Origin of the sequence: Frigoribacterium sp. PhB107 (assembly GCF_003751515.1) — a bacterium.
Taxonomy (GTDB): Bacteria; Actinomycetota; Actinomycetes; order Actinomycetales; family Microbacteriaceae; genus Frigoribacterium.
Genome location: NZ_RJKU01000002.1, coordinates 355,595 through 380,547 on the forward strand (window position 1 = coordinate 355,595; position 24,953 = coordinate 380,547).

Consider the following 24,953-nt stretch of genomic DNA (forward strand, 5'->3'; position numbering starts at 1 on the left):
GCAAATGCCGACCGGTGAAGCTGCGATACGGGGATATCCGGGTACGAGAGGGTGATCCGGGCCCGTTCTGTCGGGTTCTGCGGCGTCTCGCGCGGCTCGGCCCGCGCCTCCTCGGCTCGCGACTGGATCACTCTCAAATTTGAGAGTGATCCAGTCGCGACGAGCATCGAACCCAGGAGGCGCGGTCGAGCTGGGCAGGATCTCTCTCGCTTTGCGGACGCCGGCAGGCCGCAGGCGGCCGGTAGTGGGCGTCGCGCAGCGCTAGCCGGCGGCGATCTCGCGCAGCACGGCGAGGTGCGCGGTCCAGGCGGCGCGCCCCTCCGGCGTCAGCTTCAGCGAGGTCCGCGGCCGCTTGCCGACGAACCCCTTCGACACCTTCACGAACCCGGCGGCCTCGAGCGTGCTGATCTGCTTGCTCAGCGCGGAGTCGGTCACCTGGACGGCGTCGCGGAGGTCCTTGAAGTCGAGCTGGTCGGCCGCCGCGAGCGCCGCCGCCATCGAGAACCGCACCGGCTGGTGCAGCGTCTCCGACAGCCGGAGGCGCGGGTGCGGACCGCGGGACGTGCCGTCGCCCCCCGCACCGGCGACGCTCCCCGCGACCGCGCCCGTGCCCGTGCTCGATCCCGTGCCCGTGCCCGTGCCCGACCCCGCACCGTCGCCGCTCATCGCTCCGCCTGCCGAGCCTCGTGCGTCGCCGCGGCGACGGAGACGACCATCAGCGCGGCGGCCAGCGCGCAGGTGCCGACGACGTCCTCGCCCTGGGACGAGCCGACGACGACCATCGCCACGACGTAGATCGCGAAGATCGCCCCGAGGTACAGGCCCCAGCGGCGGCCGAACCCGATGCGGTGCGACCGGAGGAAGGCTAGCTGGAACGCCACCACGACCGCGATCCAGACCAGCAGCGCGATCATCGCCACGAAGTAGTTCGTGCCCGTCGTGAGCCCGAGGGCGAGCGTGCCGAGCGACAGCACGGAGCCGAGCGAGAGCAGCACCGCGACGCCGGGCCAGCCGGCCCGAGCGGTGGCGTGGCGCCCTGTCGAGTCGGCCTCGTCCAGCAGTCGACGGGCCTCGTCCGGCGTGGGGAGCCTGGTCTGGTCGGTCATGGTGTCGTCCTCTCCTCGATGTGTTTCCCACTCTAGGAAGTACTTTCTTGTTAAGCAAGTACTTTCTGATCGCTTGAGAAAGCCGCCTCGCCGCACCTGCCCCCGTTCGGGGCAACGCCTTACGCGCCCCCCGCGACCTGCCGAGAGTCGCCCTTGAGCACGGATCGCTCGACCCCTGGCCACGGATCGGCCGCACCGCCCTCCCCTCTGAACGGCCCGTCGATGCTCGATCCCGCGATCTCCGCCTCGGAGACGATCTCCGCCCCGGAGTCGTTCTCGCGCGTCGTCTACCCCTCGCTCACGGAGGTGCGGTCCGGCTCGTCGACGACCGCCCCCGCACTCGACCCCGGTCACGCCGTGACCCGCGGCGCCGGCCTCGGCACGCTCGCCGGCCTCGGTGCCAGCGCCCAGGGTGCCGCCGCCCGCAGTGCGTCGCTCCGCTCTCCCCACGCCGAACCCGACGCCGCCGCACGCGCGGCCCGTGCCGAGGCCCGCGGCCACGCGGCCGGCTACGCGGCGGGCCTCCGCGCCGCCGAGGCCGACCTGGCCGCGCGCCGGGTCGCGATGGACGCCGAGCACGTCGAGTCCGTGACGCGCCTCGAGCGCTCGCTCGCCGCCTCCTTCGCCGCGCTCGACTCGGCCGCCGACGCATTGCGGCAGCGGGTCGCGCCGGTGCTCGCCGAGTCCGAGGAGGCGCTGGTCCAGACCGCCCTCGACCTCGCGTCGGCCGTGGTCGGCTACGAGGTCGCGGCGTCCGAGCCCGACGTCCGAGCCGGGAGCCGCCCCGCGGCCGAGCACGACGGCGTCGCCGAGCACCGCGCCGCCACCGAGCACCTCAGCGTCGCCGAGCACGCCGCCGCACCGCACCCCGCAGGCCCCCGCGAGGGCCGCACGGCCCGCGCCGCCGTCGCCCGCGCGCTCGACGGGCTCGACCGCTCGCTGGTCGTCGGCGTGCGCCTGCACCCGGCAGACCTGGCCGCCCTCGGGGACGCGGTCGCCGCCTCCGCGGTCCCGCTCGTCGCCGACGCCCGGCTCGCCCGGGGAGACGCCGAGGTCGACCTGCCCGCAGGCCTCGTCGACGCCCGGCTCGTCACCGCCCTCGCCCGGGCCCGCACCGCTCTGCTGGGGGCATCGTGACCCTCACCGCGCCCACCCGGACCCGCCTGGCCGCCGCCCGCGCCGCCGCGCGCCCGCAGCGCGTCGGCAGCGTCGTCAGCGCCGTCGGGCTCGGCATCACGGTGCGCGGGCTCGACGCCGCGGTCGGCGACGTGCTCGAGATCGGCGTGCCCGCCACCAGCACGGACGCCGCCTCCCTGAGCACCAGCGCCGCCGCCGCCTCCGTCACGACCGCCACCGTCACGACCGCCTCCGCCACGACGTCCGCCTCCGCCCTCGCCGAGGTCGTCGCGACCACCCCCGACGGCCTCCGCTGCATGCCGCTCGGCCGCCTCACCGGCGTGACGGCCGGCACGCCGGCGCGCTCGACCGGCCGCCCCCTCCTCGTCCCCACCGGTACCGGTCTCTTCGGCCGCGTGCTCGACGGGCTCGGCCGTCCGATCGACGGGCGCGGCCCGCTCCGCGACCCCGACGGCGGCTCCGTCGACCTCGTCCCGCTGCACCACGAGACCCCGTCCGCGATGCACCGTGCGCGGATCGACACCCCGCTCCAGCTCGGCGTCCGCGTGCTCGACACGCTGACGACCGTCGGGCGCGGGCAGCGCGTCGGCCTGTTCGCCGGCTCGGGAGTCGGCAAGTCGTCGCTGCTGTCGATGATCGCCCGCGGCACCGACGCGCAGGTCAGCGTCATCGCCCTCGTCGGCGAGCGAGGCAGGGAGGTGCGCGAGTTCCTCGAGGACGACCTCGGACCCGAGGGCCTCGCCCGCTCGGTCGTCGTGGTGTCGACGAGCGACGAGCCGGCGCTGATGCGCCTCCGTGCCGCGTTCGTCGCGACCCGCATCGCGGAGTCGTTCCGCGACCAGGGCGCCGACGTCGTGCTGATGATGGACTCGCTGACCCGCGTCGCGATGGCCCAGCGGGAGATCGGGCTGTCGGTCGGCGAGCCGCCGGCGACGCGGGGCTACCCGCCGTCGACGTTCTCGGTGCTCGCCGAGCTGCTCGAGCGTGCCGGGACCGACCGGATCGGCTCCGTCACGGGCCTGTACACGGTGCTCGTCGACGGCGACGACCACAACGAGCCCGTCGCCGACGCGGCCCGCAGCATCCTCGACGGGCACGTCGTGCTCGACCGCAAGCTGGCCGTGACCGGGCACTTCCCGTCGATCGACGCCCTCGGCTCCGTCTCACGCGTCGCCTCGAAGGTGACCACCCCCGAGCAGCGCGCCGCCACGACGAGCCTCCGCAAGGTGATGGCCGCGCGCCGCGCCGCGCAGGACCTGCTCGACGTGGGCGCCTACCAGCGGGGCACGAACCCGCTCGTCGACGCCGCGGTCGAGCACCAGGGCGCGATCGACGCGTTCCTGCAGCAGGGCATGGACGAGCGCGCCGACACCGCCGCCTCGTGGGCCGGACTCGCCCAGCTGACCGCCCGGCTCGGGGGTGCCTGATGGCCCGTGCCTTCTCCCTCCTCGGCCTCCTGCGGCTGCGCCACGCGCAGCAGGACCAGGCCGCCGGGCACCTCGCCGAGGCGAACGACCGGCTGCGCGACGCCGCCGACCGTCGCCTCGCCGCCAAGCGCACCCTCGACGACGGGCCCGCGCAGGTGACGGACGCGGCCATGCTCAGCGCGATCGCCGCCTCCCGCGCGTCGAGCCGGGCGATGCTCGCCGAGCTCGACGCGGTCGCGGCACGCCGCCGCGCCGAGGCGGACGAGGCGGAGACGGCGTTCGGGGCGGCGCGCCGGGCTGCGATCGGCCTCGAGAAGCTCGAGGCCGCGCACGCCGTCGAGGCCGCCGCCGAGGACCTCCGCACCGAGCAGGCCGCCCTCGACGAGATCGCCGGCCAGTCGTGGCGGGTGCGCCAGGCCGAGGCCGCCGCCTCCTCGACTGCTGCTGCTGCTGCCCGGCCCGCCGGCACCCCGACCCAGACACCGACGCCAGGAGGCGCACAGTGAGCCCCGTGAGTGAGGTCCTGTCCCGGATCGACGACATCAGGACGCAGATCGACCAGCTGCGGAACGGACGCACGCCGTCCGTGCTCGGCACGGCAGCCGCGGCGTCCGCCGGGTCGGGCAGCTCCGCGACCTCGGCCAGCGCGTTCGCCGACGCGCTCGCCGGCACGAGCGGCGCCGGTGCGACCGGTGCGGCAGGTGCTGCGGGCGGCCTCGCGACGACCCCCTCGGTGGCGGCTGTCAAGGGCTCCGTCGCGACCGGCAGCGGCGCGACCGGCGCCGACGTGGTCAGCGGCGCGAAGAAGTACCTCGGCGTGCCCTACGTGTTCGGCGGCGAGAGCGCGAGCGGGATGGACTGCTCCGGCCTCGTGCAGACCGTGTTCAAGGAGCTCGGCGTCTCGATGCCGCGCGTCGTGCCCGACCAGGCCCGGATGGGCGCCGAGGTGCCGTCGCTGGCCGAGGCGAAGCCGGGCGACCTGCTCGTCGCCAAGGGCGAGGGCCACATCGTGATCTACCTCGGCGACGGCAAGGTGCTGCACGCGCCCCGTCCCGGCAAGGACGTCCAGATCGTCGACAACTGGTACAAGGACTCCGACCTGTCGACCATCCGCCGCATCGTGCCCGCGACGGGGACCGCTCCCGCGTCCGCCGCTGCGGGCGCTTCGGCTGCAGGCGCCTCGGCGACCTCGCTGGCCTCGCTCGCGTCGTCGCTCGGCGTGACCGGCGCCGGTGCGGCGGGCGGCTCCGGCTCGACCGACCTGATGACCGCCGCGCTCCAGCGCCTGATGAGCGGAGGGGCCGCCTGATGAGCGTCCTGCGCACCCTGCCCTTCGTCGTCCCCGGCCCTGCCGACCGGGCTGACGCCTCCTCCGGTCCCGACCGCCCGGCGGGCGGCCGCTCGTCGGCCGGTCGTCCCGCGGCCGGGCGTTCCGCCGCGGGCTTCGGCGAGGCGATGTCGTCGGCTGCGCCACGCGATCCGGCGCAGGCGCACGCTCCGGGCCCGCGACGCCCGTCGTCGCCCGCTCCGACATCCGCGCCTCACGCGGCAGCCGCCGGGCGCGCGCTCGCGGCCGCTGCGGGCCCGGCCACTGCGGCTGGGTCTGGGTCTGCGTCTGCGTCTGCGTCCGCGGCAGGTCCGTTCACGGCCGGGGAGTCGGTCGAGGACGGAACCGTGGATCGCGTCGGCGATCGCCCCCAGGCGGGATCGTCCTCACCGGGAGCGACCTCCCTCCAGGCGGCCCTGGCCGCCGCGGGCCTCGGCTCCTCGTCGTCTCCGGCGAGCGTCTCTCCTGAGGCTGATCCGTCCCGTGACGGATCAGCGACCCTCCCCCTCTCCCCGACCGTCGGCCAGGCGATCGGCCCGGCGATCGGCCCGGCCTCGTCCCCGGCCCCGGTCGTGACGCCTGATCCGTCTCGTGACGGATCAGCCCTCGACCCGGCCGGCCTGAGCAGCGATCCGTCTCGTGACGGATCAGCTGCCTCGGCCACGGGCGCCGCGACGCCGGGACAGCTCCTGCAGGAGGCGGCCCTCGCGCCGACCGTGTCGGTCGCCGATCCGTCCCGTGACGGAACAGCCCTGAGCCCAGGCCTCCCCCCGACAGCGCCCGCCCCGAGCGCGGACGGCGGCGACGTGCCCGAGGGCCTCGCCGCCGCCGCGACCTCGGCCTCGGCCGCGACCTCTGCTACGACCGCGACCGCCGCGAGCAGCTCCACCGGCGCCGCGGTCGCCGGCTGGCGGCAGGCGGCAGCCTCGGGCACCTCGCCCGCGACGCCCGGCCCCGTCACGGCCGCGTCGCCGTCGGCGGGGGAGAAGGTCCCGACGGCCGCCGCGCCCTCGACCACCGTCCCGTCGGCATTCGTGCGCGCCACCTCGGCGGCCGCGGCTGGTTCGACGTCCGTCCCGGTCCCCGGCTGGGCCGCCGGACTCTCGGCGACCGCTGCGGACCGTGCGCTCGTCGCCGACGCAGGCGTCGCGACCACCACGACGACCAGCACGACGACCAGCACCTCCGCCTCCGCCGTGCCCGTCGCCCCGCCGATGGTCGCGGTGCCCGGCGCGCCCGCTCCGGCAGCCGCAGCGGGCTCGACCGCCGTCGCCGCGCCTCCTGCGGCCCCGGCGCCCCTCGGGCAGCAGCTCGCGCGTCCCCTGTTCTCTCTCGCGGCCGCCGGTGCCGGGACGCACGTCGTCACCGTCACCGTGAGCCCCGAGGCCATGGGCCCGGTCACCGTCCGGGCGCACGTCGGGGCGCACGGCATGCACGTCGAGATGTTTGCCCCGACCGACGCCGGGCGGGAGGCGGTGCGGGCGATCCTGCCCGACCTCCGCCGCGACCTCGGGGGAGCGGGGCTCCAGGCGAGCGTCGACCTCTCGAACCAGAACCAGCCGTCCGACGACCGTGCCGACCAGCAGCGGCTGCTCGACCAGCGGGCGGCGCAGCAGTCGGCCCAGGAGGCGCGCGACGGTTCCGCCCAGTCCGGCACCGGACAGCGCGGAGCCGGCCAGCCCGCCGGGCGCGACCCCGACGGCAGGCTCGGTCGGGACGACCCCGACCCCGACGGCCTGCGGGCCGGCGCACTCGCGGCCGCGGCCGGTGCGGGCGGGCTGCGCGGCACCTCCTCGTCGCCGACCGTCTCGATCGACGTGCTGGCCTAGCGCCCGCACCGCGCACCACGGCCCGCACCGCCGACCACGGCCCGCACCGCCGCACAGCACGACCCTCCACAGCTCGCCCCCGTTCCGCCCTCCACAGGAAGACACAGCAGATGCCCTCGATCGACCAGATCTCCGGAACCGTCGACCCGACCGTCATGGCCGCCGCCCAGCAGTCGTCCTCGGCGCGCACGACGAAGACCGCCATGGACGGCGAGATGTTCATGAACCTGCTGGTCACGCAGCTGAAGAACCAGGACCCGTCGTCGCCGATGGACACCAACGCGATGATGGCGCAGACCACGCAGCTCGCGATGATGGAGCAGATCACCAACCAGACGACCACCGCGAACGAGGGCTTCTCGCTGCAGATGCGCACCTCGGCGTCCGCCCTGGTCGGCCGCGAGGTCAGCTACACGGGCCCCGACGGCAAGGCCGTCACCGGCACCGCGACCAGCGTCTCGTTCGCCGAGTCCGTGCCCAAGGTCACCGTCGGTGGGAAGGAGGTCGCGTTGGATCTCATCTCCGGCATCACCGCGACGCCGAAGGCCTAGCGCCTCGTTCCCTCGCGGCCCAGCCGCACGGCACGGCCGCACAGCACCCCCGCTCTTCAGCACCGCTCCGGACGCAGGACGCGACCGGTCTCTCCGCGCAGGACGCGCCTCCTCAGCTCCGTCCGAAAGGCAGCTCCCATGCTCCGCTCCCTCTACTCCGGCATCTCCGGCCTCCGGTCGCACCAGACCATGCTCGACGTCACCGGCAACAACATCGCCAACGTCAACACCGCCGGCTTCAAGTCGTCGACCACGCAGTTCCAGGACACCCTGTCGCAGATGACCCAGGGCGCCGGAGGCCCGCAGACCGGCATCGGCGGCACGAACCCCGCGCAGGTCGGCCTCGGCGTGCAGGTCGCCGGCATCTCGACGAACTTCGCGCAAGGCTCGGCCCAGGCGACCGGCAAGGCGACCGACCTGATGATCTCGGGCGACGGCTTCTTCGTCACGCGTCTCGGCAACGACACCGTCTACACGCGTGCCGGCGCCTTCGACTTCGACGCGGACGGTCGTCTCGTCTCGGCCGACGGCAAGATCGTGCAGGGCTACTCGGCCACGAACGGCGTCGTGAACGACGGAGGCGCGGTGGGCGACATCATGCTGCCCCTGAACGGCGCGGCTCCGGCCACCGCCACGACCGGCGCGAACGTCGCCGGCAACCTGCCGTCCGAGACCGCGGTCGGCGAGACCCTGACGCGCGACTCGAAGGTCTACGACGCGTTCGGCAACGAGCGCACCCTGACCCTCTCGTTCAAGCGCACCGACATCGGCTGGGACGTCACCGGCGTCGACGGCACCGGCACGCCGAGCACGACGCAGCTCAGCTTCACCGACGGCGTGCAGAACGGCGCCGCGTCGCTGACCGTCGGGAACATCGCCGTCGACCTCTCGAAGATCACCGGCTTCGCGGCCCTGAACACGGTCGCGGTCACCGACCAGAACGGTCGCGAGGCCGGCACGTTGAAGGGCTTCAGCCTCTCGAAGGACGGCACGCTCGTCGGGCAGTTCAGCAACGGCGAGTCGCTCGCCGTCGGCCGCATCGCGCTGGCGACCTTCGCCAACCCGGGCGGCCTCGAGAAGTCCGGATCGTCGGGCTACCGCGCCACGGCGAACTCGGGCAACGCGGCGCTCGGCGTCCCCGGCTCGCCCGGAGTCGGCTCGCTCTCGAGCGGCACGCTCGAGATGAGCAACGTCGACCTCTCGCAGGAGTTCACGAACCTGATCGTCGCCCAGCGCGGCTTCCAGGCGAACGCCCGCATCATCACCACCTCGGACGAGGTGCTCCAGGAGCTCACGAACCTGAAGCGCTAGCCGCAGCGGCGCAGGAGGCGCGGGCCCGGTCCTCGAGACCGGCCCGCGCCTCCTGCGTCCCCCGCCCGCGCCCGCACCAAAGCGCGGGGTACGGCGGCCTGCCCTCCCAGCGCCCGCCGGGTAGACAAGATCGATGACGACGGGGACGGAGGCGCGGCGCGGCACGCAGCCGGAGCCCTCCGCCCCCGGCACCCGCAGCCGTGCCGTCGGCGCAGGGCTCGCCTCGCCCCGCCCGGGCCTCGCAACGACGCTCGTCCTGCTCGGCGTCTACGCCGCCTCGCGTCTCGTCACGACGCTGTTCCTCGCCGTGGTGCACGCCCTCACGGCGACCGCGACCTGGGCGCAGCACGACGGCGGTCCGGGCTTCGCCGGCTACCTCTCGTCGTGGGATGCCGCCTTCTACCGCGAGATCTCCGAGCAGGGATACCCGGTGGAGCTGCCGCGGGACGACGAGGGCCGGGTCGCCAAGAACGCGTGGGCGTTCATGCCGCTGTTCCCGGCTCTGGTGCGGGTCGTGCGGCCGGTGGTCGGCGGCGACTGGCTGATCGCGGCGATCGTCGTGGCGGTGCTGGCGGGGGCCGGGGCGACGCTGGTGCTCCACCGGCTGATGCTGACGCGGTTCGGGGCCCGCGCCTCCTTCTGGGGTGCGGTCTCCTTCTGCGTCGCGCCGATGTCGTTCGTGTTGCAGGTGCCCTACGCGGAGTCGCTGTTCCTGCTGCTGATGTTCGGCGCGCTGCTCGCGATGACCGCCCGGCGCTGGGCCTGGTTCACGGTGCTCGGCGTGCTCGCCTCGGTCGCGCACCCCGGCGCGCTCGCGCTCTCGGCCGCGCTCGGCCTGACCTGGCTGGTGCGGCTGGTCCGTGACCGCCGCGCTCGCCGCGGCGGCGTCGAGAACGAGCGCCTCGACGACTCGACGCCCCTCGCCGAGCACGTCCGCATCTGGGCGGCCGGCCTGGTCGTCACCGCGGCGGGCTTCGCGTGGCCGGTCGTCGTGGCCGTGGTCACGGGCGAGCGCGACGGCTACTTCGCGACGGAGTCGTCGTGGTGGCGTGACTACATCGGCTCCGACGGCTTCGTCCCCTTCACGCCGTGGTTCCGCTTCGGCGAGGCGATGGCCGGCTGGCTCGGGGTGGTGGCCGTGGTGCTGCTGCTCGCGGTCGTGGTGCTCGGGCTGGTGCGCCGCTCGCAGCGTCTCGGCCTCGAGCTGCAGACCTATGCGATCGGGTACGTCGCCTACCTGGTCGCCGTGTTCCTGCCGCAGCAGTCGAGCTTCCGCATGCTGATGCCGCTCGCGCCGCTGCTGGGCGATCCGCAGCTGTCGGCCACGAGGAGGCGCGTGGTCGTCACGATCGTCGCCGGCCTCGCGCTCCAGGTCGTCGCGATCGTGCTGCTCTGGACGGCCTGGCCGCCGTGAGGCTCATCCGCGTGACGGAGGTGGTCCGGCCAGGCCGCCCGTAGTGTCGGCGCAACGCACTCGACGATCTCGGCGCGGGTGCCCGTCACGACCTGACAGGAGACCCGCGATGACCCTCCTCACCCGCAGTGCCCGTGGCTTCGGCGTCGTCGCCCGCGGGCTGTCCAGTGCCCTCGTCGCCGTCGTCGGCGCCGTCGTCACAGGAGCGGCCGTCATGGTGGTGGTCCTGCTCGCAGCCGTGGCCGTCACCCTCACGACGGGCACGGCCGTCCACCTGCCCGGTGTCCTGCGGACCTGGCCCAGCACCGAGAACGGCGCGCCGGCGGTGCTCTTCGAGCCCGACGGCACCGGGGCTGCCGTGGCCGTCCTCGTCGTCGCCGCCGTCCTGGTCGCGGTCGGGCAGCTCTGGACCCGGCGGTCGCACGCCCGCACCCCCGCCGCCTGACGACACCCGCAGACGCGAAGGAGGCGCGGTGCCCGTCGAACGGGCACCGCGCCTCCTGCAGGAGATCCGGCTCGGATCAGTAGGTCGTGCCGACCTGTGCCATCCCGGCCGAGAAGACCGAGATGCTCACGATGACGCTGATGATCATGAAGACGATGCTGAGGATGACGCCGGCCAGCGCCAGGCCGCGGCCGCGCTCGCCCGTCTTCTTGATCTGCGAGAGCGCGATGATGCTGACGACGAGGCCGGCGAGGGCGAAGACGAACGCCAGGATGAACCCGACGATCGCGAGGACGTTGTAGCGGCCAGCCGTGCCGGGGGCCGTGGTGGCGGGGGTGTTCTGGTCGTAGGTCATGGTCGTGACTCCTCTAGAGCGGGGTGGCCTCGACGATCGTCGGCCCGTCGCCCAAGCTAGAGACTTTCTCGATTCTGTGTCCGACCTGGGAGCGATTCACCCCCAGATCACCCCCGAAGTGGTCACGTGCGACCGAGGTACCGCCCCTGCTTGTGGTTGAGGGCGAGCACGAGGTTGAGCACGACGGCGCCCGCGGCCGAGAGCAGCACGATCCACGGCGAGACGACGGTGAGCGAGAACAGGATGATGACGACGTCGACCGCCATCTGCACGTAGCCGGCCCGCCAGCCGAGCTTCTCCTGCAGAACGAGCGCGAGGATGTTGATGCCGCCGAGGCTCGCCCCGTGCCGGAACAGGATCAGCAGGCCCACCCCGACGAGCAGGTTGCCGCCGAGCGTGCCGTAGACCGGGTCCACGCTCTCGATGTGGAACACGGCGGGGTGGAGGTACGACATCGCCGACACCATCGCGACGGTGAGCACCGTCCGCAGGGTGAAAGCGATCCCCTTCTTCCACACCGCGAGCGCGAAGAACGGCACGTTCACCAGCATGAACAGCGCCCCGAACGACAGCGGCCCGGCGTAGTCGAGCAGCAGCGCGATGCCGGCGGTGCCGCCCGAGACTGCTCCGCTCGCCTTGAGCAGGAACAGCCCGAAGGAGGCGATGAAGACTCCCGTCACCACCCCCATCACGTTCTCGACCAGGGTGTGCCGGTTGGCGTCGGCGGTCGCGGCCGTCTCGGTCAGGGCCGGGTCGTCGACCAGCGGGGTCGCCGTGTCGGGCGACAGCGCGGCGTCCGGCCCGGTGGACTCGGGCGTCGAGTAGACGGGCGTCGAGCCGGTCGGCGTCGAGCCGACCGTGGGTGCGGCGTCGGGCGAGGCGGAGGCGGTGGCGGGGGAGGCGGAGGTGGGGGAGGAGGGCCGGGCGACAGGGGTGGCGTCGCGCGTGCCGTCGTTCGCGGGGGTGTCGGTCACCGCAGCATCTTGCCAGCCCGGTGTTGCGCGCATGTGTCGCCCGCCGCCTCCTGCGCGCCGTCCCGCTCGTCCCCCCGTCCCGGCGCCTCCCGTCCCCCGCCCGTCCCGCCTCAACGTGCCCCGCTCCGCTCGAGTGGTCACTTTCGGTCCATCCACGCGCTGACCCGACGCGAAAACGACAAGGCGACGTGGGGCCCCGCGTCGGCTTGTCGTTTTCGCGTCGGCTACCGCTCCGGGCAGCAACGACGCGCCGTCAGCCGAAGAGGCGACACCCACGCCGACCGGCGCCTAACGCCGACCCGACCCCTGCCGATAGTCCCCCCTGAGCAGCTCAGGACGAGCAGCTCGCCCGCCCCACGGACGGTGGCGGGAGACACAGACCTAGGACGGGCCGATGATCGTCGTCACGCGACTCAACGACAGCAGATTCGCTGTCAACCCAGACCTGATCGAGCGCATCCACGAGACGCCCGACACGACGCTGATCATGGTCGACGGGGCGAAGTACATCGTCACCGAGCCGATGGCCGTGGTGATCGAGATGATCGCCCGCTACCGTGCCCGCATCGTCTCGCTGGCCTACGACGCGCCCGACCTCGCCGCCCCCGCGACGCAGCCGCTCGGCAGCCGGACGTCGACCGGCCCGCAGCTCGGCATCGTCCGCGGCTCGCGAGGCGAAGGAGGCGGCGGCCTCGTCTCCGCCCTCCGCCCGGCCGAGCAGGCCCCCGCGACCACGGCCCCGGCCACCAGCACCACCACCGCGCCCGCACCGACCGGAGCCCGCTGATGGATCCGGCGACGATCATCGGCATCCTGCTCGCGTTCGGCGCGTTGTTCGGGATGATCAAGCTCGAGGGCGTCCACGTCGAGGGCCTGTTGCTGCCCGCGCCGATGCTGCTCGTCTTCGGCGCCACGATCGCGGTCGGCATCGCCGGCACGACGATCAAGGACGCGATGCTGAGCTTCAAGAAGATCCCGCACGCCTTCACGGGCAAGGTGATCCCGCCGCAGTCGGTCATCGACGACATCGTGGCGCTCGCCGAGAAGGCCCGCAGCGAGGGCCTGCTCTCGCTCGAGGCGGAGGCCGAGAAGGTCGAGGACCCCTTCATGAAGGGCGCCCTGCAGAACATCGCCGACGGCACCGACGGCGAGGAGCTGCGGATCCTGCTCGAGGACGAGATGGAGTCGCGTCTCGCCGCCGACCGCACGGCGAGCAAGTTCTTCAACAGCCTGGGCGGCTACGCCCCGACCGTCGGCATCATCGGCACGGTGGTCAGCCTGACCCACGTGCTCGAGAACCTCGCCTCTCCCGACGAGCTCGGCCCGCTGATCGCTGCGGCGTTCGTGGCGACCCTCTGGGGCCTGCTCAGCGCGAACTTCCTCTGGCTGCCGTTCGCCGGTCGCCTGAAGAAGCTGGCCGACCTCGACGAGGCGCGCATGACGCTGCTGATCGAGGGCGTGCTGGCCGTCCAGGCCGGGAGCCAGCCGCGCCTCCTCGGCGAGCGCCTCAAGGCCATGGTGCCGGTGCACTCGCTCGAGGCCGGTGCCGGCAAGGCGGGCAAGGCAGGCAAGGGCGCCAAGGCGAAGGCCGGCGCCGACGACCAGGGCCTCGCAGCGTGAGCGGCGCGCGCGGCGGCCGCAAGAAGAAGGGCCACGCCGAGGAGGAGCACCCCGACGAGCGCTGGCTGGCCTCGTACATGGACATGGTCACCGTGCTGATGTGCATGTTCATCGTGCTGTTCGCGATGTCGAGCGTCGACCAGGACAAGTACATCGCCCTGCGCAACTCGCTCGCCACCGGCTTCGGCCAGACCGACGTCGGCAAGGTCGACACGGCGTCGGGCACCGTCGTCACGGTCAACGACGTGACGCCGGAGGGCCAGGGCTACTCGACCGGCGACGAGACCGACATGAGCAAGGCCTCCGCGAGCGGGACGGCCGGCACGGCCGAGGAGCTCGCGCAGGCGCAGGCCGAGCTCGACGACCTGACCGCCATCAAGGAGGCGATCGCCGCGGGCCTCGCCGGCTCCGGCCTGAGCGCCGACGTGCAGTTCTCCACCGACGCGCGCGGCCTCACCGTCCGCCTGGTCGGCTCGGAGACGTTCTTCGGCACGAACAGCGCCGACCTGAGCGACACCGCCCGCCGTGTGATGGACGCGATCGCGCCCGTCCTCCGCGGCGCCGGCCACGACGTGTCGATCGAGGGGCACGCTGACCAGCGCAGCTCGACCGCTCCCTACGCGACCAACTGGGAGCTGTCCTCCGCCCGGGCCACGCAGGTGCTGCGCGACCTGGTCGAGCGCGGCGGTCTCCCGGTCGAGCACGCGCAGGCCGTCGGGTTCGGCTCGTCGCGCCCCCTCTCGACCGGCGGCACCGAGGCAGACTTCGCCACGAACCGCCGGGTCGACATCGTCGTCCTGTCGAACCAGTCCGACGACGTGAGCGCGCTGCTGCCCCAGCTGCAGGCGGCGGCCGAGGGCGCAGGAGGCGCGGTGACCGCCGGCAGGAACGCCGCCGCCGAGAGCCCGCCCGCCGTCGAGGACGCCGCCGCGACCACGACGACCACCGAGAAGAAGACCGACAAGACCGAGAAGAAGACGGAGAAGGAGTCCGAGGACGCCCACGCCGAGGGGGCCCAGTCCGGGGGGCACTGACCACGAGCGCCTAACGACGAGGAGGCGTGGGCCGAGAGTGCCGGTCGTGACGCTCCTCGAGACCCTGCCCCCGGGCACGCCCGCACCGGCCCCGGCCGTCGCTGCGCCGCGCCCGCCGAAGCAGGTCGAGATCTACGACTTCCGTCGTCCGACGACGCTGCCCCGTGAGCACTCGCGGGCCCTCGAGCTCGCGTTCGAGACGTTCGCCCGGCAGTGGGGCACGCAGCTCACCGCCAAGGTCCGCGTGCTGTCGCAGGTCACCTGCGAGCAGCTGCAGGTCCTCACCTACGACGAGTTCGCCGCCTCGCTGCCCGCGACGACCGCGATGGTGCTGTGCGGCATCGAGGGCACGACGCCCAAGGCCGTCATCCAGTTCCCGACGTCCGCGGCGCTCAGCTGGGTCAGCCACATGCTCGGCGGCACGCGAGCCTCGACCGTGCCCGAGCGCACCTTCACCCCGATCGAGCAGGCCCTCGTGCGGCGCCTCATGGAGGACGCCCTCGACGACCTCCGCTACTCGTTCGGCAACCTGCTCGTCGCCCAGATCGTCGTCGGCGGCTTCCAGTACAACTCGCAGTTCGCCCAGGCCGCGCAGAAGTCCGACCTGATGATCGTCGCCTCGTTCGACATCCGGGTCGGCGAGCGCAGCGCGGCCGGCACCGTCGCGATCCCCGCCGAGGTGCTGCTGCCCCAGCTCGGCGAGTCCGAGTCCGCGGTCGACCCGGTCGAGGTGCGCCGCCTGCTCGGCGGCCAGCTCGCCTCGGTGCCGGTCGACGTCGCGCTCCGTCTCGCCCCTGCGGCCGTGCTGCCGAGCGTCGTGCTCGACCTCGCCGTCGGCGACGTGCTGCCCCTGCCGCACCCGCAGTCCCGCCCGCTGGCGATCACGGTCGACGGCCAGGTCGTCGGCCGTGCCGCCGTCGGCTCCGCCGGCTCGCGCCTCGCGGGCATCGTCGTCTCCACCTCCCTCACCGGCACCGAAGAAGGAACCTCATGACCGGCACGACCATCACCCTGCACACCGCCGCGGCGGAGGCGCTCGTCGCGCAGCTGCCGACGCCCGTGCCGCTGCGGGCCGTGCCCGTCGACGCCGCGACCGCCCAGGCTCGCCGCAGCACCGCCTCCTCGGCCGTCGTCACCTCGTTCGTCGGCTCGCTCTCGGCCGACACCGCGCTGCTGCTCGCCGACATGGACCAGGTCGCCGCGGCCGCGGGCACCGACTCGCCCCTCGTCTCGGTCGTCGACGTGCTCCGTCCGGCCCTCGAGGCCGCGACCTCGGTCCTCGGCGCCGGCGTGCTCGGCGACAGCCAGCTCGAGTCGGCCGACGCGTTGTTCGCCGACCACTCCACCGTCGTGTTCGACCTGACCGCCGCGGGCGAGACGGTCGGCTGGTTCGCCGTGCGGCTCCGTGAGGACGGCACCGTCGGCCTCGTCTCGTCGAGCTCGCCCGCCTCCTCCGTCCCCGCCGCGCCGCTCGGCGCCGGCAACCTCGGCCGCATCAACAACGTCGAGATGGCGCTGACGGTCGAGATCGGCCGCACCCGCATGTCGGTCCGCGACGTGCTCGGCCTCGAGCCCGGCGCCGTCGTCGAGCTCGACCGCTCGGCCGGGGCCCCCGCCGACGTGCTGCTCAACGGCCGCCTGATCGCGCACGGCGAGGTCGTCGTCGTGGACCAGGACTACGCGATCCGCATCACCCGCATCCTCGACGTCGCCGACGGCGTCGCCTGATCGTGGACACGCTCTTCGTCGCGCTGCGCGTCGCCCTCTCGCTGGGCGTCGTGCTCGCCCTGCTGTGGGTGCTGCAGAAGCGCCTCGCGAAGGGCGGGCTCCGCGGGGGCCGTGCCTCGGCTCCCGTCTCGATCGTCGCCCGTCAGGGCATCGGCGCCAAGGCCAGCGTCGTCGTGGTCGACGTCGAGGGCGAGCGCCTCGTGCTCGGCGTGACCGAGTCGTCGATCACCGTGCTGGCCGCGGCCGACGCACCCGCCGCCCAGCCCGCCGTCGTCGCGCTCGAGGCCGCGCCCCAGTCTCCCGTCGTCGCGCTCGAGCCGGCCCCGCAGGAGGCGCGGGTCACCCCGATCGTCCCCCTCGCGTCGGTCGCCCCCGCGCCGGCCGCCTCCGCGACCCCGAGCTTCGACGCCGTCCTCGCCGCCGACTCCGCCCTCGCCGCCCACCCCGCCCGAGTTGCCCCGAACGGTCGCCTCGACGCGGCCGCGGCAGCGTTCTCGGGCAACTCGATCGCCGTTCCTGCGGGCGCGGCGATGCTGCGGCCGCGCGGGGCCGAGCGTCGTGCCGCGACGCGCGGCTCGCGCAGCACCGGCAGCGCCGCCGCACGCGACCCGCGCGAGCGCGCCCGTGGCCGCGCCGCGAAGCCGCTCGAGGGCTCGATCCTCGCCCCGGACACCTGGCGGCAGGCGGCCGCCGCCGTCCGCGCCGGTCGCGCCGGATGAGCGCGTCCGCCGCGCACCGCGCGACCGGAGCCGCCGCTCACCGCGCGACCCGCGCCTCCTCCGCTCCCACGTTCGTGCCGGCCTTCGCCACGGCGCTGCGGCAGCGCGTCCGCCCGACCCTCCGGGACGGCCTGCGCGGCGCCCCGCTGCGGCACGCCCGCCTCGGCGCCCCCGCCGTCGGCGCCGCGCCCGTCCGCTTCGCCGACACCCGCCTCGCCCGCGCGGTCGTCGTCGCCCTGCTCGCGATGGTCGTCGCGTCGGGGCTCGTCATGCTGATCGGCCAGCAGGCCTCCGCCGCGCCGGTCGCCCCCACGTCCCCGACCGCCCCCGCACAGCCCGGCACCGGCACCGGCAGCACCGGAGGAACCGGCAGCACCGACGGCTCGACCGGCACCGGCACCGGCGAGACCCCCGACTTCACCGAGTCCGACCAGACCGTCACCGACGGCACGGGCACCGGCGGCCTCAACATCGACATCAACGGCCCCGACGGCGCCCCCAGCCAGGCGATCGTCACCCTGCTCGGCATCACGCTGCTCAGCGTCGCGCCGGCGCTGCTGCTGATGATGACGTCGTTCACGAAGATCTTCGTCGTGCTCGCGATGACGCGGAACGCCCTCGCGCTGCCGTCGATCCCGCCGAACCAGGTGCTCGCGGGCCTCGCCCTGTTCCTGAGCCTGTTCATCATGGCGCCGATCCTGGGGCACATCAACGACGACGCCGTGCAGCCCTACCTGAACGGCCAGCTGGACTTCCAGGGCGCGATCGACGCCGGTGCCGCCCCGCTCCGCGAGTTCATGCTGGCGCACACCCGCGAAGAAGACCTCGCGCTGATGACCCGCTCCGCCGACCAGCCGAACCCCGCCAGCCAGGCCGACGTCCCGATGCTGACCCTCATCCCGTCGTTCATGATCAGCGAGCTGCGCGCCGCGTTCATCATCGGGTTCGTCATCTTCATCCCGTTCCTCGTCATCGACCTCGTCGTCAGCGCCGCCCTCATGTCGATGGGCATGATGATGCTGCCCCCGGTGATGATCTCGCTGCCGTTCAAGATCCTGCTGTTCGTGCTCGTCGACGGCTGGGGGCTCATCATCACGAGCCTGATCGAGAGCTACCAGGTGAGTGCCTGATGGACTCCAACGCCGTCCTCGACCTGTCGATGCAGGCCCTGATCATCACGGGCAAGCTCGCCGCGCCCGTGCTGATCACCTCGCTCGTAGTCGGCTTCGCGATCTCGCTGCTGCAGTCGATCACGCAGATCCAGGAGGTGACCCTCGCGTTCGTGCCCAAGGCCGTCGCGGTCGGGATCGCCCTGATCGTCTGCGGCCACTGGATGATCAGCGAGATGGTCTCGTTCACGACCATGGTCTTCGACCGCATCCCGCAGCTCCTGAGCGGGGGCTAGGCCGCCGTGTCGATCGACCTCAGCTGGCTCGAGGCGACCATGCTCGCCGCCGTGCGCATGACCGCCTTCATCGTCGTCGCGCCTCCGTTCTCGTACCGGGCGTTCCCCGGCCGGGTGAAGGCGATGCTCGGCGTCGGCCTCGCGCTCGCCGTGGCGCCGCGCGTCGCGCCCGGCTACGAGTCGCTCGACACGGGCGGCTTCGTGCTGGCGCTCGTGCTCGAGCTGGTCGTCGGCGCGGTGCTGGGGTTCCTCGTGTTCCTGGTCTTCGCGGCGATCCAGTCGGCGGGCAGCCTGATCGACCTGTTCGGCGGCTTCACGCTGGCGCAGGCCTTCGACCCGCAGTCGATGATCAACGGCGCCCAGTTCACCCGCCTGTTCCAGATGACGGCGCTGGCGCTGATGTTCGCGAGCGGCGGCTACCAGGTGCTGATCGGCGGGCTGACCCGCTCGTTCGACGCGTTCCCCCTCGGCCTCGGCATGGACCTCTCGCGACCCGTCGAGCTGATGACGAACGGCGTCTCGCAGATGTTCCTCGCGACGCTGCAGATCGCCGGCCCGCTCTGCGTCGTGCTGTTCCTCGCCGACGTCGGGCTCGGCCTGCTCAGCCGCGTCGCGCCGGCCCTGAACGCCTACGCGATGGGCTTCCCGCTCAAGATCCTGATGACCGTGATGCTCGCCGGCGGCGTGTTCCTCGCCCTGCCCGGCGTGGTGCAGAGCCTCACCGGCGACGCGGCCGACATGGTCCTGGGGGTGAGGTAGCGATGGCGGACGACAGCGGCGAGCGCTCCGAGGCGGCCACCGACAAGCGGATGAAGGAGGTCCGCTCCAAGGGCCAGCTCTCGCGCTCGCAGGACCTCAGCGCCTGGGTCGGCGTCGGCGCGGCCGCCGTCATGATCCCCAGCACCATCCAGCGCGGCGCCGAGGCCGGCACCGACCAGCTCTTCTCGATCGGCCAGGTGATCCGCCACCCCGACGACACCACCGTGCTGCAGCTGCTCGGCGGCGGCGTGGGCTCGATGGCCGGCACGATCGGCCCGATGCTCGCGGTCGTCGGCGTGGCCGTGCTCGCGACCGCGGTCGTGCAGGGCGGCGTGCACGTCAAGCGCATGACCGGCAACTACGAGCAGTTCAACCTGCTGAACGGCCTCAAGACCACGTTCGGCACCCAGGCGCTCTGGAACGGCGCCAAGGCCCTGATCAAGACCGCGGTCGTCGGCCTCGTCCTCTGGGCGGCCGTCCAGGGCCTCCTGCCCGTCCTCATGAGCGGAGGCGGCCTCAGCGTCTCCGCGATCATCGAGGAGGCGTCGGCCGGCACCACGGTCCTGCTCCAGGCCGCCATCGCGGCCGGCCTCCTCCTGGCGGCGGCCGACGTCTTCGTCGTCATGCGCCGCAACCGCAAGAAGACGCGCATGACCAAGAAGGAGGTGCGCGACGAGCACAAGAGCAGCGACGGCGACCCGCTGGTCAAGTCGCAGCGCCGCTCGCGCCAGCTCGCCATGAGCCGCAACCGCATGATGGGCGCGATCGTCGACGCCGACGTCGTGATGGTCAACCCGACCGACTACGCCGTCGCCCTCAAGTACGAGCCCGGCAAGGCCGCCCCCCGCGTCGTCGCGAAGGGCGCCGGCGCCGTCGCCGCGAAGATCCGCGAGCAGGCCGAGGCCGACGGCGTGCCGATGGTCGCCGACGTGCCGCTGACCCGGGCGCTGCACGCCTCGTGCGGCCTCGGCGAAGAGATCCCCGTCGACCTCTACACGCCGGTCGCCCGCGTCCTCACCTTCGTGATGGCCCTGAAGGCGCGCGGCGCGACCGCCGCCGTCGGCCGGGCCCACGCGAACCCCCGCCCCACCACGGCCGACGAGGTGTCGAGCGTGCTCGCGCCCGAGTCGCTGGCCCCCGACGCGGTGCCGCGCGCGATCCGCGCCGCCCGCGCCGCGCCTCCTGCGCCCGTCGCCGCCCCGGCCGCCTCGCCGGCCCCCTCGCTCTCGCCCCGCCCCGCCGCCACCGGAGGAACCGCCTGATGAAGAAGACACTCCCCAAGCTCGCCGTGCCGGTCGGCGTCGTCGCGATCGTGCTGCTGCTCGTCGTGCCCGTGCCGGCGCCGATGCTCGACGTGCTGATCATCCTCAACATCCTGCTGGCGCTGGTGATCCTGCTCACGACCCTGTTCGTGAAGAAGCCCCTCGACTTCTCGGTGTTCCCGTCGCTGCTGCTCGTCGCGACGCTGTTCCGCCTCGGGCTCAACGTCGCCTCGACGCGCCTCGTGCTCGGCGAGGGCTTCGCCGGCCACGTGATCGAGGCGTTCGGCCACGTGGCGGTGAGCGGCTCGATCATCATCGGCGCCGTCATCTTCTGCATCCTGATCATCATCCAGTTCGTGGTCGTGACGAAGGGCGCCGAGCGCGTCGCCGAGGTCGGGGCCCGCTTCACCCTCGACGCCATGCCCGGCAAGCAGATGGCGATCGACGCCGACCTCAACGCCGGCCTGATCACCGACGAGGTCGCCAAGGAGCGCCGCGCCGCCGTCAGCGCCGAGGCCGACTTCTACGGCTCGATGGACGGCGCCTCGAAGTTCGTCAAGGGCGACGCGATCGCCGGCATCCTGATCATCGTCATCAACCTGGTCGGCGGCGTCGCGATCGGCGCGATCCAGAACGGCATGGCGATCGGCGAGGCCCTGAACCACTACGGCCTGCTCACCATCGGCGACGGCCTCGTCACGCAGATCCCGGCGCTGCTGATGGCGGTCAGCACCGGCATGATCGTCACCCGCTCGGGCGCCGACAGCGACATGGGGTCGCAGGCGGCGGCGCAGCTCTCGCAGTCGCGCATCGCGATCATGATCGCCGGCGTCGCCGCGATCGGCATGGGGTTCATCCCCGGCATGCCGATCATCCCGTTCCTCCTGATCGGCGTCGGCCTGCTCGTCATCTCGCAGCGCCTCGCGGCGAAGGAGAAGGCCGAGGAGGCGCAGCAGGCCCTCGAGGCCCTCGCCGCGCCTCCTGCCCCCACCGACACCACCGAGGACCTGCTCGAGCAGATGCGCGTGCACGCCCTCGAGATCCTGCTGGCGCCCGACCTGGTCGACATGGTCAGCGGGTCGTCGGACGACCTGCTCGGCCGCGTCAAGGCGCTGCGCCGCAAGATCGCCGTCGACATGGGCATCGTCGTGCCGCCGGTGCGCACCCGCGACAGCGTCGACCTGCCGCCCTCGACCTACTCGATCCGCATCGCAGGAGTCGAGGCCGGCCGCGGCGTCGCCCCGACCCGCTCCGTGCTCGCCCTCGGCGACCAGCTCGACGGCCTGCCCGGCACGGCCACGGTCGAGCCCGTCTTCGGCCTCGCCGGCAAGTGGGTGCCCGCCGAGATGCGGCACAGCGCCGAGATGACCGGGGCGACCGTGATCGACCGCGTCTCGGTTCTGGTCACGCACCTGTCGTCGATCATCGGCGACAACGCCGCCCGGCTGCTCAGCCGTGAGGACGTCCGCGTCCTGACCGAGGGCCTCAAGCAGGTCAACGCCTCCGCGATCGACGACCTCGTGCCCGGCATGCTCTCGCTCGCCGAGCTGCAGCGCGTGCTGCAGGGGCTGCTCGCCGAGCGCGTCCCGATCAACGACCTCGGGCGCATCTGCGAGGGGCTGACCCTCCGCGCCAAGGTCTCGACCGACCCCGAGGGCCTGGTGGAGGCGGCCCGCGCCTCCCTGGGGCCGGCCCTGACCGCGCGCCACCTCGACCAGGGCGTGCTGCGCGTCATCATGATCGACCCGGGCCTCGAGCAGTCGATGCTCGAGGGGCTGCGGCCGTCCGACCAGGGCACGCAGATCCTGCTCGACGGCCACCGCGTCGAGCAGGTGCTGGGCTCGCTCCGCGAGTCGGTCGCCTCCGTCGAGGCCCAGGGCCTCAGCGCCGTGCTCGTCTGCGCGCCGGCCCTGCGCCCCGCCATCCACCGCCTCGTCTCGGCCCAGCAGGGCGGCCTGCCCGTGCTGTCGTACCAGGAGGCGACGGCCGCCGGCTCGACCATCGAGACCGTGGGCGTCGTCCGCGCCGCCGACCCGATCACGGCGATCTGACGTGCCCACGCGGAGGATGATGAGCGGCGAGTCGCTCGAGGCGCTGCGGGCCGAGGTCCGAGCCGTGCACGGCCCCGGCGCCCGGATCGTCGCGGCGCAGAAGGTGACCGTCGGGGGAGTAGCGGGCGTCTTCGCCCGCAAGCACTACGAGGTCACGGTCGAGGTGCCCGACCCGCGCACCGACGTGCCGACGGCACGCATCACGATCACGCCCCCGGCCTCGCGCGCCGGCATCGCGGCGCTGCTCGCCGACGCCGACGCCGCGGACGGGTTCGACCCGCGCGGCGGTGCCGACCTGCGCGGCGCCACCAGCCCGCAGGGCGACGGAGGCCCGCGCGACCCGTTCGACGACGTGCTGTCCGGGCGCGAGGCGACCGCGCCGCGGGTCGTCCGCGCGGTGCCTGCCTCCCCGGCGTCCTCCGCCGCAGCCGCAGCCGCAGCCGCTGCTGCCGCCGCCGCACGGCCGCCCGCCGCGGCCAGCCCGCGTCGCGCCGCCCGCGCCGCCGCGGCCGCTGCTGCCTCCGTCCCGTCGCCCGCCGTCGCCGCGGCCGCCGGCGACCTCTCGACCCGTACGGACGCGTTCGCCGAGATCATGGACGACTTCACCTTCAACGGCATCGCCGCCCCCGGGACCCCGGCGGCCGAGGTGCACGACGTCGAGGAGGCGCCCGCCGGCCCCCTGACGACCGCAGCCGCCTTCCTCGCCGCGGCCGCCGCCTCCTCGTCCGCCCCCTCGGCGCTCGCCCCGGGCGACGCGGGCGACCGCCCCGCGCCGTCCGTGCTGCGCGGGGCCGGCGACCTCGTGGTCGTCGTCGGGCGTCCGGGCGACGCGTTCCGCGTGGCCGCCCAGATGGCGACGTCGTTCGGGCTGCGCTCGGTCGACGCCGCCGACCGGCGCGGCGCGATCCTCGCCCGGGCGACCGGCGTGCACGAGGACTCCGCCGTCGTCACCGCCCTCGCGTGGGACGCCGCCGCGCCCGCCGCCCTCGAGGCGATCGCGGCCGACCAGGTCTGGGTCGCCGTCGACGTCGGCCGCAAGCACGACGACACCGCCCGCTGGGTCGAGGCCGTCCGGGCCGTCCAGCCGGTGGCGGCGGTCGCCGTCGTCGGCGAGGACGACACGTCGACGCCCGGCACGGTCCACCTGCTCGGCGTCCCGGTCGGCTGGCGCGCCTAGACCCGCCGGTCTGCGCCGTGTGCGGCCCCGCACCTCGTAAGGTGGGGGGATGCTGGTGTTGACGCGCAAGGTCGGGGAGCGGATCCTCATCGGTGACGACATCGTCATCACCGTGCTCGACTCCCGTGGCGACGGCGTGCGCATCGGCATCGACGCCCCCCGCGGCGTGAAGATCCAGCGCGAAGAGGTCGTCAAGGCCGTCACCGAGGCCAACGTCGAGGCCGCCGGCGCGACCTCCGCGGCCGACGCCGAGGCGCGCCTCCGTGCCGCCCTCGGCGCCCCTGCCCCGCGCGCCGACCAGTAGTTCCCGCAGACCAGTAGCTCCGCAGGCCGGCAGCTCCCCGCTGGCCAGCAGCCAGCAGCCAGCAGCCAGCAGCCAGCGGCCGGCAGCGAGCAGCCAGCAGCGTCAACGACTCCCGAACACGCTCCGCGACGGCTCCGGCGACGGCACCGCGGTCGCGTCCGTGACGACCGGTGCCCCGGCGACGAAGTCGCGCAGCTCGCGCCCGTGCACGACCTTCGCCGGCAGCGGGTCCGACGAGTAGAGACGCGGCATGCGGTCGGTGGGCAGCGGCGAGGGCGAGCCGATCAGCACGACGTTGCCGAACCTCCTGCCCTTGAGGGTGGCAGGGTCGGCGACCGCGGCGACGTGCTCGAAGACGGTCGACAGGGTCGACGCCTGTCCGCGGGCGAAGGCCAGCCCGGCCCCGTCGGCCGAGTTGACGATCAGCATGCCCGTCGGCGACAGGAACGAGGAGGCGGCCGTGTAGAACTCGAGGCTCGTCACGTGCGCGGGGATGCGCGACCCGCCGAAGACGTCGACGACGAGCAGGTCGACCGACCCGCGGAGCCCGGCCGGCAGCTTCTCCATCACCTCGCGGGCGTCGCCGTAGCGGAGCCGGATGGAGGCGCTCCGCGGGAACGGCAGCCGCTCGCGCACCAGCGCGATCAGGTCGGCCTCGAGCTCGATCACCTGCTGGCGCGAGCCGGGCCTCGTCGCCTCGACGTACCGGGGCAGCGTGAGCGCGCCGCCGCCGAGGTGCAGGGCCGTCAGGGGCCCCTCGGGCAGCAGATCGATCGCGTGGCCGATGCGGCGGACGTACTCGAAGGCGAGGTGCGTGGGGTCGTCGAGGTCGACGTGCGACTGCGGGGTGCCGTCGACGACGAGGGTGAACGAGCCGGGCCGGTGCCGGTCCTCGTCGACGCGGGCGAGGCCCGCTCCGATCGAGACCTCGGCGGGCGGGTCGTCGTGGGGTGCGGCCATGTCCCGATCCTCCCACCGAGGAGGCGCGGGCGGAATTCCGCGGGATCGCCTGCGTTAT

At 73.7% G+C, this 24,953-nt stretch carries 27 protein-coding genes; 22 read left to right on the forward strand and 5 right to left on the reverse strand.

From position 1 onward, the window contains the following. Nucleotides 1–261 precede the first annotated feature (261 nt). Both EDF18_RS09830 and EDF18_RS09835 read right to left on the reverse strand, forming a co-directional pair. Entirely contained in the window at nucleotides 262–666 is a 405-nt protein-coding gene (locus EDF18_RS09830; protein ID WP_123547641.1) for a transcriptional regulator, read from the reverse strand. Next, entirely contained in the window at nucleotides 663–1,106 is a 444-nt protein-coding gene (locus EDF18_RS09835; RefSeq protein WP_123547642.1) for a hypothetical protein, read from the reverse strand. Before EDF18_RS09835 ends, EDF18_RS09830 begins: the two co-directional genes overlap by 4 nt. Before the next feature lie 222 nt (nucleotides 1,107–1,328). Between EDF18_RS09835 and EDF18_RS09840 the strand changes: the two genes are divergently transcribed. From EDF18_RS09840 to EDF18_RS09880, 9 genes are all read left to right on the forward strand, one after another. Next, nucleotides 1,329–2,243, forward strand: coding sequence for a hypothetical protein (locus tag EDF18_RS09840; RefSeq protein ID WP_123547643.1), 915 nt, complete (start codon nucleotides 1,329–1,331; stop codon nucleotides 2,241–2,243). Then, nucleotides 2,237–3,670, forward strand: coding sequence for a FliI/YscN family ATPase (locus EDF18_RS09845; RefSeq protein ID WP_369878354.1), 1,434 nt, complete (start codon nucleotides 2,237–2,239; stop codon nucleotides 3,668–3,670). Before EDF18_RS09840 ends, EDF18_RS09845 begins: the two co-directional genes overlap by 7 nt. Next, a complete protein-coding gene (locus EDF18_RS09850) occupies nucleotides 3,670–4,176 on the forward strand; it encodes a hypothetical protein (RefSeq protein WP_199732414.1) in 507 nt (168 codons plus the stop codon). Before EDF18_RS09845 ends, EDF18_RS09850 begins: the two co-directional genes overlap by 1 nt. 5 nt (nucleotides 4,177–4,181) lie before the next feature. Further along, complete coding sequence (locus EDF18_RS09855) at nucleotides 4,182–4,979, forward strand: C40 family peptidase (RefSeq protein WP_123548284.1); 798 nt, start codon at nucleotides 4,182–4,184, stop codon at nucleotides 4,977–4,979. 365 nt (nucleotides 4,980–5,344) lie between these two features. Next, the gene (locus EDF18_RS09860) at nucleotides 5,345–6,826 is read left to right on the forward strand and encodes a flagellar hook-length control protein FliK (RefSeq protein WP_123547644.1); all 1,482 of its coding nucleotides are present in this window, start codon (nucleotides 5,345–5,347) and stop codon (nucleotides 6,824–6,826) included. Nucleotides 6,827–6,936: 110 nt separating this feature from the next. Continuing rightward, nucleotides 6,937–7,377, forward strand: coding sequence for a flagellar hook assembly protein FlgD (locus EDF18_RS09865; RefSeq protein ID WP_123547645.1), 441 nt, complete (start codon nucleotides 6,937–6,939; stop codon nucleotides 7,375–7,377). Between the two features lie 138 nt (nucleotides 7,378–7,515). Continuing rightward, nucleotides 7,516–8,688 (forward strand): flagellar hook protein FlgE, encoded by a 1,173-nt coding sequence (locus EDF18_RS09870; RefSeq protein ID WP_123547646.1) that lies wholly within the window; start codon nucleotides 7,516–7,518, stop codon nucleotides 8,686–8,688. Nucleotides 8,689–8,821: 133 nt separating this feature from the next. Continuing rightward, nucleotides 8,822–10,102, forward strand: coding sequence for a mannosyltransferase family protein (locus EDF18_RS09875; protein ID WP_123547647.1), 1,281 nt, complete (start codon nucleotides 8,822–8,824; stop codon nucleotides 10,100–10,102). Nucleotides 10,103–10,211: 109 nt separating this feature from the next. Next, nucleotides 10,212–10,547, forward strand: coding sequence for a hypothetical protein (locus EDF18_RS09880; protein ID WP_123547648.1), 336 nt, complete (start codon nucleotides 10,212–10,214; stop codon nucleotides 10,545–10,547). Nucleotides 10,548–10,623: 76 nt separating this feature from the next. Here the strand turns inward: EDF18_RS09880 and EDF18_RS09885 are convergent, their stop codons facing one another. Continuing rightward, nucleotides 10,624–10,902 carry a DUF4190 domain-containing protein gene (locus EDF18_RS09885; protein ID WP_123547649.1) on the reverse strand — a complete coding sequence of 93 codons (279 nt, stop codon included), beginning with the start codon at nucleotides 10,900–10,902 and terminating at the stop codon, nucleotides 10,624–10,626. 122 nt (nucleotides 10,903–11,024) lie between these two features. Then, the gene (locus EDF18_RS09890; protein WP_233569152.1) at nucleotides 11,025–11,666 is read right to left on the reverse strand and encodes a YitT family protein; all 642 of its coding nucleotides are present in this window, start codon (nucleotides 11,664–11,666) and stop codon (nucleotides 11,025–11,027) included. Nucleotides 11,667–12,270: 604 nt separating this feature from the next. Between EDF18_RS09890 and EDF18_RS09895 the strand changes: the two genes are divergently transcribed. The 13 genes from EDF18_RS09895 to csrA all read left to right on the forward strand — a co-directional run bounded on the left by EDF18_RS09895 (nucleotide 12,271) and on the right by csrA (nucleotide 23,935). Then, complete coding sequence (locus tag EDF18_RS09895; protein WP_123547650.1) at nucleotides 12,271–12,663, forward strand: flagellar FlbD family protein; 393 nt, start codon at nucleotides 12,271–12,273, stop codon at nucleotides 12,661–12,663. Next, nucleotides 12,663–13,496: a motility protein A gene (locus tag EDF18_RS09900; RefSeq protein WP_123547651.1), complete on the forward strand. Its 834-nt coding sequence runs from the start codon at nucleotides 12,663–12,665 to the stop codon at nucleotides 13,494–13,496. Before EDF18_RS09895 ends, EDF18_RS09900 begins: the two co-directional genes overlap by 1 nt. Next, nucleotides 13,493–14,530: a flagellar motor protein MotB gene (locus tag EDF18_RS09905; RefSeq protein WP_369878278.1), complete on the forward strand. Its 1,038-nt coding sequence runs from the start codon at nucleotides 13,493–13,495 to the stop codon at nucleotides 14,528–14,530. The genes EDF18_RS09900 and EDF18_RS09905 overlap by 4 nt, the downstream gene beginning before the upstream one ends. Before the next feature lie 46 nt (nucleotides 14,531–14,576). Beyond that, nucleotides 14,577–15,524, forward strand: coding sequence for a flagellar motor switch protein FliM (locus EDF18_RS09910; RefSeq protein ID WP_233569093.1), 948 nt, complete (start codon nucleotides 14,577–14,579; stop codon nucleotides 15,522–15,524). Continuing rightward, the gene (fliN, locus tag EDF18_RS09915; protein ID WP_123547652.1) at nucleotides 15,521–16,258 is read left to right on the forward strand and encodes a flagellar motor switch protein FliN; all 738 of its coding nucleotides are present in this window, start codon (nucleotides 15,521–15,523) and stop codon (nucleotides 16,256–16,258) included. The genes EDF18_RS09910 and fliN overlap by 4 nt, the downstream gene beginning before the upstream one ends. 2 nt (nucleotides 16,259–16,260) lie before the next feature. Next, the gene (locus EDF18_RS09920; protein ID WP_123547653.1) at nucleotides 16,261–16,977 is read left to right on the forward strand and encodes a flagellar biosynthetic protein FliO; all 717 of its coding nucleotides are present in this window, start codon (nucleotides 16,261–16,263) and stop codon (nucleotides 16,975–16,977) included. Nucleotides 16,978–17,222: 245 nt separating this feature from the next. Continuing rightward, nucleotides 17,223–18,107 carry a flagellar type III secretion system pore protein FliP gene (fliP, locus tag EDF18_RS09925; protein ID WP_233569153.1) on the forward strand — a complete coding sequence of 295 codons (885 nt, stop codon included), beginning with the start codon at nucleotides 17,223–17,225 and terminating at the stop codon, nucleotides 18,105–18,107. Further along, nucleotides 18,107–18,382, forward strand: a complete 276-nt coding sequence (fliQ, locus tag EDF18_RS09930) for a flagellar biosynthesis protein FliQ (RefSeq protein WP_123547654.1) — start codon at nucleotides 18,107–18,109, stop codon at nucleotides 18,380–18,382. The genes fliP and fliQ overlap by 1 nt, the downstream gene beginning before the upstream one ends. Before the next feature lie 39 nt (nucleotides 18,383–18,421). Further along, nucleotides 18,422–19,141, forward strand: coding sequence for a flagellar biosynthetic protein FliR (locus EDF18_RS09935; RefSeq protein ID WP_123548289.1), 720 nt, complete (start codon nucleotides 18,422–18,424; stop codon nucleotides 19,139–19,141). A gap of 2 nt (nucleotides 19,142–19,143) precedes the next feature. Beyond that, nucleotides 19,144–20,403, forward strand: coding sequence for a flagellar biosynthesis protein FlhB (locus tag EDF18_RS09940; RefSeq protein ID WP_123547655.1), 1,260 nt, complete (start codon nucleotides 19,144–19,146; stop codon nucleotides 20,401–20,403). Continuing rightward, a complete protein-coding gene (locus tag EDF18_RS09945; protein ID WP_123547656.1) occupies nucleotides 20,403–22,454 on the forward strand; it encodes a flagellar biosynthesis protein FlhA in 2,052 nt (683 codons plus the stop codon). The genes EDF18_RS09940 and EDF18_RS09945 overlap by 1 nt, the downstream gene beginning before the upstream one ends. 1 nt (nucleotide 22,455) lies before the next feature. Further along, the gene (locus EDF18_RS09950; protein WP_148050077.1) at nucleotides 22,456–23,631 is read left to right on the forward strand and encodes a hypothetical protein; all 1,176 of its coding nucleotides are present in this window, start codon (nucleotides 22,456–22,458) and stop codon (nucleotides 23,629–23,631) included. 49 nt (nucleotides 23,632–23,680) lie between these two features. Next, nucleotides 23,681–23,935 carry a carbon storage regulator CsrA gene (gene csrA, locus EDF18_RS09955; protein WP_123547658.1) on the forward strand — a complete coding sequence of 85 codons (255 nt, stop codon included), beginning with the start codon at nucleotides 23,681–23,683 and terminating at the stop codon, nucleotides 23,933–23,935. A 102-nt stretch (nucleotides 23,936–24,037) separates the two neighbouring features. Here csrA and EDF18_RS09960 read toward each other — a convergent pair whose 3' ends face one another. Beyond that, a complete protein-coding gene (locus EDF18_RS09960) occupies nucleotides 24,038–24,895 on the reverse strand; it encodes a spermidine synthase (protein ID WP_123547659.1) in 858 nt (285 codons plus the stop codon). Between the last annotated feature and the right edge of the window lie 58 nt (nucleotides 24,896–24,953).

Bases quoted from the DNA above. Each gene is read 5' to 3' on its own strand.
- EDF18_RS09830 (WP_123547641.1), bottom strand. From the start codon at position 666: ATGAGCGGCGACGGTGCGGGGTCGGGCACGGGCACGGGCACGGGATCG.
- EDF18_RS09835 (WP_123547642.1), bottom strand. From the start codon at position 1,106: ATGACCGACCAGACCAGGCTCCCCACGCCGGACGAGGCCCGTCGACTG.
- EDF18_RS09840 (WP_123547643.1), top strand. From the start codon at position 1,329: ATGCTCGATCCCGCGATCTCCGCCTCGGAGACGATCTCCGCCCCGGAG.
- EDF18_RS09850 (WP_199732414.1), top strand. From the start codon at position 3,670: ATGGCCCGTGCCTTCTCCCTCCTCGGCCTCCTGCGGCTGCGCCACGCG.
- EDF18_RS09865 (WP_123547645.1), top strand. From the start codon at position 6,937: ATGCCCTCGATCGACCAGATCTCCGGAACCGTCGACCCGACCGTCATG.
- EDF18_RS09870 (WP_123547646.1), top strand. From the start codon at position 7,516: ATGCTCCGCTCCCTCTACTCCGGCATCTCCGGCCTCCGGTCGCACCAG.
- EDF18_RS09875 (WP_123547647.1), top strand. From the start codon at position 8,822: ATGACGACGGGGACGGAGGCGCGGCGCGGCACGCAGCCGGAGCCCTCC.
- EDF18_RS09880 (WP_123547648.1), top strand. From the start codon at position 10,212: ATGACCCTCCTCACCCGCAGTGCCCGTGGCTTCGGCGTCGTCGCCCGC.
- EDF18_RS09885 (WP_123547649.1), bottom strand. From the start codon at position 10,902: ATGACCTACGACCAGAACACCCCCGCCACCACGGCCCCCGGCACGGCT.
- EDF18_RS09895 (WP_123547650.1), top strand. From the start codon at position 12,271: ATGATCGTCGTCACGCGACTCAACGACAGCAGATTCGCTGTCAACCCA.
- EDF18_RS09900 (WP_123547651.1), top strand. From the start codon at position 12,663: ATGGATCCGGCGACGATCATCGGCATCCTGCTCGCGTTCGGCGCGTTG.
- fliN (WP_123547652.1), top strand. From the start codon at position 15,521: ATGACCGGCACGACCATCACCCTGCACACCGCCGCGGCGGAGGCGCTC.
- fliP (WP_233569153.1), top strand. From the start codon at position 17,223: ATGGTCGTCGCGTCGGGGCTCGTCATGCTGATCGGCCAGCAGGCCTCC.
- fliQ (WP_123547654.1), top strand. From the start codon at position 18,107: ATGGACTCCAACGCCGTCCTCGACCTGTCGATGCAGGCCCTGATCATC.
- EDF18_RS09935 (WP_123548289.1), top strand. From the start codon at position 18,422: ATGCTCGCCGCCGTGCGCATGACCGCCTTCATCGTCGTCGCGCCTCCG.
- EDF18_RS09940 (WP_123547655.1), top strand. From the start codon at position 19,144: ATGGCGGACGACAGCGGCGAGCGCTCCGAGGCGGCCACCGACAAGCGG.
- EDF18_RS09945 (WP_123547656.1), top strand. From the start codon at position 20,403: ATGAAGAAGACACTCCCCAAGCTCGCCGTGCCGGTCGGCGTCGTCGCG.
- csrA (WP_123547658.1), top strand. From the start codon at position 23,681: ATGCTGGTGTTGACGCGCAAGGTCGGGGAGCGGATCCTCATCGGTGAC.
- EDF18_RS09960 (WP_123547659.1), bottom strand. From the start codon at position 24,895: ATGGCCGCACCCCACGACGACCCGCCCGCCGAGGTCTCGATCGGAGCG.